This window comes from Micromonospora sp. M51, from assembly GCF_018070305.1.
In the GTDB taxonomy this organism is placed as follows: Bacteria; Actinomycetota; Actinomycetes; order Mycobacteriales; family Micromonosporaceae; genus Micromonospora; species Micromonospora parva.
Window position 1 is genome coordinate 1 of record NZ_JAGPXZ010000613.1, and the last position, 3804, is coordinate 3804.

At 74.3% G+C, this 3804-nt stretch carries 3 protein-coding genes; 2 read left to right on the forward strand and 1 reads right to left on the reverse strand.

The genetic code is table 11. The features are described 5' to 3' along the window. Positions 1-46 precede the first annotated feature (46 nt). Positions 47-1690, reverse strand: a complete 1644-nt coding sequence (locus tag KBX53_RS25550) for an alkaline phosphatase (protein ID WP_210862060.1) — start codon at positions 1688-1690, stop codon at positions 47-49. Between the two features lie 268 nt (positions 1691-1958). On the opposite strand from KBX53_RS25550, the gene KBX53_RS25555 reads away from it, so the two are divergent. Further along, positions 1959-2363 (forward strand): MarR family winged helix-turn-helix transcriptional regulator, encoded by a 405-nt coding sequence (locus KBX53_RS25555; protein WP_245233577.1) that lies wholly within the window; start codon positions 1959-1961, stop codon positions 2361-2363. Between the two features lie 51 nt (positions 2364-2414). Then, a partial coding sequence (locus KBX53_RS25560) for a thiamine pyrophosphate-dependent enzyme (protein WP_247676206.1) occupies positions 2415-3804 on the forward strand: 1390 nt, incomplete at its 3' end.

Below are 3804 nucleotides of genomic sequence, written 5' to 3' on the forward strand. Positions count from 1 at the left end.
GGAGAGGGCGGCGCCGTGCGCGGATCGTGACGCGGGGCGGCCGGGTTTACGGGCGGACGGTCTCCTGGTCGACGGTCTGCTGACCGAGGTCGACGGACGGCGCGCCGCCCCGCAGCGCCGACGGCAGCGGGTTGTCCGCCGTCTGGTGCAGGCCCGGCACCCGGTCCTCGATCACGAACGACGCCCTGGTGTACGCGGGCGCGTCCGGCCGGCTGACGTACGGCAGCACGTCGAAGTCGGCGGTGAGCTGCCCCGGGGTGATCGTGGTGCGCACGTACCCCCGCAGGTTGTTCTGGAAGCGCAGGTGCGGGTTGAACGCGAACCACGGGTGCGAGCCGGACGCCGAGTCCGCGCCGTCACCGGTCGAGGTGATCGAGGAGCAGACCAGCTCGGTGCCGACGGTGCGTGAGGTCGGGTCGGCGTAGTCCAGCTTGAGATCGCTGGCCCAGTGGGCGTGCACGTCGCCGGTCAGCACCACCGGATTGCGTACCCCGGCGGCCAGCCAGCCCCGGGTGATGCGGTCCCGGGAGGCCACGTAGCCGTCCCAGGCGTCCATGCTGGTGACGGTGAGCGGGCCGGAGTTGTTGTCCCGCTGCGCGAAGAAGACCTGCTGGCCCAGGATGTCCCACTGGGCGTCCGAGCGGCGGAAGCCGTCCAGCAGCCACGCCTCCTGCTCGGCCCCGGTGATCGACCGGGCCGGGTCGGAGGCCGCGGCGCAGTCCCGGTAGCCGTCGCCGCAGGCCTGGTCGTCGCGGTACTGCCGGGTGTCGAGCAGGTGGAACGTGGCCAGCCGCCCCCAGCGCACCCGCCGGTAGAGCTGCATGTCGATGCCGCGGGGGATCGAGGTGCGCCGCAACGGCATGTTCTCGTAGTACGCCTGGAACGCCGCCGCCCGCCGCGCGGGGAACGCCGGGTCCGGCGCCTCGGGCACCTCGTCGGCCCAGTTGTTCTCCACCTCGTGGTCGTCGAAGACCACCGCCCACGGCGCCACCGCGTGCGCGGCCTGCAGGTCGGGGTCGGTCTTGTACTGGGCGTGCCGCTGCCGGTAGTTGGCCAGGGTCCGGGTCTCCGGTCCCTCGTGGTCACGGGGGTTGCCACCGGGCACGTTGTACGTGTCCGGGGCGTACTCGTACTGGTAGTCGCCCAGGTGCAGGATCAGCTCCGGCTCGGTCTCGGCCAGCCGCCGGTAGGCGGTGAAGTAGCCGTGCTCGTACTGGGAGCAGGAGGCGAAGCCCATCGCGAGGGTGGCGGGCATGGTCCACGGTGCCGGGGCGGTGCGGGTGCGTCCGGTCGGCGAGATGTGCCGCTCGGCCCGGAACCGGTAGAAGTACTCGCGCCCGGCCAGCAGGCCGGCCAACTCCACGTGCACGCTGTGCGCCGAGCGGGCGCGGGCGACAGCGACGCCGCGGCGCACCACGTGCCGGAACCGCTCGTCGGCGGCCAACTCCCAGTGCACCGGCACGTCGCGGTCCGGCATGCCGCCGAGGCCGTCCTCGGCCAGTGGCTGCGGGGCCAGGCGGGTCCACAACACGAACCCCTCGTGGTCGGGGTCGCCGGAGGCCACCCCGAGGGTGAACGGGTAGGCCAGCGGCCGGCCCGCCGCGCCGGCCGCCGTCGGCAGCCCGGTGACCGCGCCCGCGGCGCCGATCGCGGCGCCGGACAGCAGGATGGTACGTCGGGACAGTGACACGAATCCTCCCCAGAGTCCGATCTTCGTGACTCCGGGAGCCTCGCGAGCCCCGGTGGCCGACAGGTGACAGCGAGTCGCCCTGCTCGTCGCCGGCAGTCGAACACCGATGACCACAGTCGATTCGTGCTGGCCGCCGACGGGCCGGCCGCGCCGGCGGGCCCGGACGACGCCCGTCACTGCGTACGATGTGGCAGTGACGCAGGAGGTGGGTCCCGCGGCGGGCGCACCGGTGGATCGCGCCGGTCTCGCCTTCGACGTGGTGCGCCGGATGGCGCACGTCACCGCCGCGCTGCGACACCGGCAGGGCTCCGCGTTCGCCGAGTTGGGCCTCACCCCGGCGGCGGCCCGGGCGTTGCAGGAGCTGGACCCGGATCACCCGCTGCCGGCCCGCGACCTCGCCGGTCAGCTGGGTTGCGACCGGTCGAACGTGACGGTGCTGGTCGACAAGCTGGAGCAGGCCGGGCTGGTCGAGCGCCGCACCGATCCCACCGACCGCCGGCAGAAGACGTTGCTGGTGACCGGGGAGGGTCGTGTCGTACGGGCCCGGGTGATCGAGGTGATGTCCGACTCCCGACTGCTGTCCGGGCTGACGGACGAGGAGCTGAACACCCTTCGTGACCTGGTCTGGAAGGTGTCCGACGGCGGCTGCCCGGAGTCCTGCGAGTCACAGTGAACGCACCCCGGCCGGCCGTGTCCCACTGGGCGAGCCGGGCTCCCGTCGGTAATGCTGTCCGACGTGACCACCCCGCAAGATCTCGACGACCGGTTCCGGGAGACGCTGGCGGCGCTGCCCGCCGCCGAGCGACGGCGTGACCCCGCCGACCCGGTCACCGACGACGCCCCACTGACCGGCGCGCAGCTGCTGGACCTGTTCGACGCACAGGTGACCAGCCGGCAACTCGACCTGGCCGGCCGCTGGTTGCGCAGCTTCGGGGAGGGCTTCTACACCATCGGTTCGGCCGGCCACGAGGGCAACGCCGCCGTCGCCGCCGCGCTGCGTCCCACCGATCCGGCGTTGCTGCACTACCGCTCGGGCGCGTTCTACTGCCTGCGCGCCGCCCAGGTCGCCGCCGATCCCGCGCCGAGCACCGAGCCGAGCACCGAGACCGAGTCGACCACCGAGACCGAGCCGACCTCCGCTCGGGTGCCCTCCGCCGACGCGGCGGTGTCCGAAGCGGAGCCGTCCGGGTCCGAGCGGGTCACCGGTGGCTTCACGGCGTACGCCGACGCGGCCCGGGACGTGCTGCGCGGGATGGTCGCGTCCAGCCTCGAGCCGATCGCCGGTGGCCGGCACAAGGTGTTCGGCCGCGCCGACCTGGCCATCGTGCCGACCACCTCCACCATCGCCTCGCACCTGCCCCGCGCCGTGGGCATGGGGCTCGCCGTGGAGCGGTTGCGCCGGCTGGACAGCGCCGGACGGCGTACCGGGGCCGGGGTGCGGGTCGGCAGCGGCGCCGGCGCCACACACGCCCCCTGGCCACCGGACGCGATAGTGGTCTGCTCGTTCGGCGACGCCTCGGTCAACCACGCCAGCGCCACCGCCGCCTTCAACACCGCCGGCTGGTACGACCACGCCGGGCTGCGCATCCCGGTGCTCTTCGTCTGCGAGGACAACGGGTTGGGCATCAGCGTCCGCTCGCCGGAGGGCTGGGTCGAGGCGACCCTGCGGGCCAAGCCGGGCATCCGCTACTTCAGCGCGGACGGAAGCGACCCGGTGCAGACGTACGCGGTGGCGGCGGAAGCCGCGGCGTGGGTGCGCCGCAACCGCCGCCCGGCCGTCCTGCACCTGCGCACCGTGCGGCTGATGGGGCACGCCGGAGCGGACGCGGAGACGGCGTACCGGAGCCCGGCCGAGCTGGCCGAGGACCTGGACCGGGACCCGGTGGCCGGCACCGCGCGGCTGCTGGCCGCCGCCGGCGTGGCGACCGGTGCGGAACTGCTCTCCCGGTACGACGAGACCGGCTGGCAGGTCCGCCGGCTGGCCGAGGAGGTGCTGGGCGAGCCGAAGCTGGCCGGCGCGGCCGACGTGGTGTCGACGCTGGCGCCTCGCCGTCCGGTGCGGGTGGCGCGGGCGGTGGCCGACGCCGCGGCGCGGGCCAGCGGGCCGGGCGCGG